The organism is Micromonospora sp. DT4, assembly GCF_049841675.1.
Lineage (GTDB): Bacteria > Actinomycetota > Actinomycetes > Mycobacteriales > Micromonosporaceae > Micromonospora.
Map to the genome: position 1 here is coordinate 1 of NZ_JBNCKT010000484.1, position 265 is coordinate 265.

The following is a 265-nucleotide window of genomic DNA, read 5'->3' on the forward strand; positions in this document are numbered from 1 at the left end:
TTGCCGAGTTTGGCGATCGCGTCGACCCAGTGTTGTTTCTGTTCGACGGTGAGTTTGTTGCGGTTGTTTTCGATGAAGCTGGTGGCGTCGGTGAATTGTCCTGCCTTGATGATGGTGCCGAGGACGTGGAGTAGTGATGCGGAGATGTCGGTGGTGCCGACAGCGGTGACCATAGCGGCCAGGCGTTCGGTGGTGAGGCCGCCTTCGAGGCCGGCGTCGAGTTTTCCGGCGGTGGCGAGGTCGCCCACGGCGGTGAGCAGGGTGG

1 protein-coding gene is annotated in these 265 nt (G+C 62.3%); it reads right to left on the reverse strand.

Features of this window, described 5'->3' with window-relative positions; genetic code table 11:
• Positions 1 to 248, reverse strand: a 248-nt coding sequence (locus tag ACLQ24_RS30620) for a hypothetical protein (protein WP_425895198.1), incomplete at its 3' end; no start/stop codon positions are given.
• Between the last annotated feature and the right edge of the window lie 17 nt (positions 249 to 265).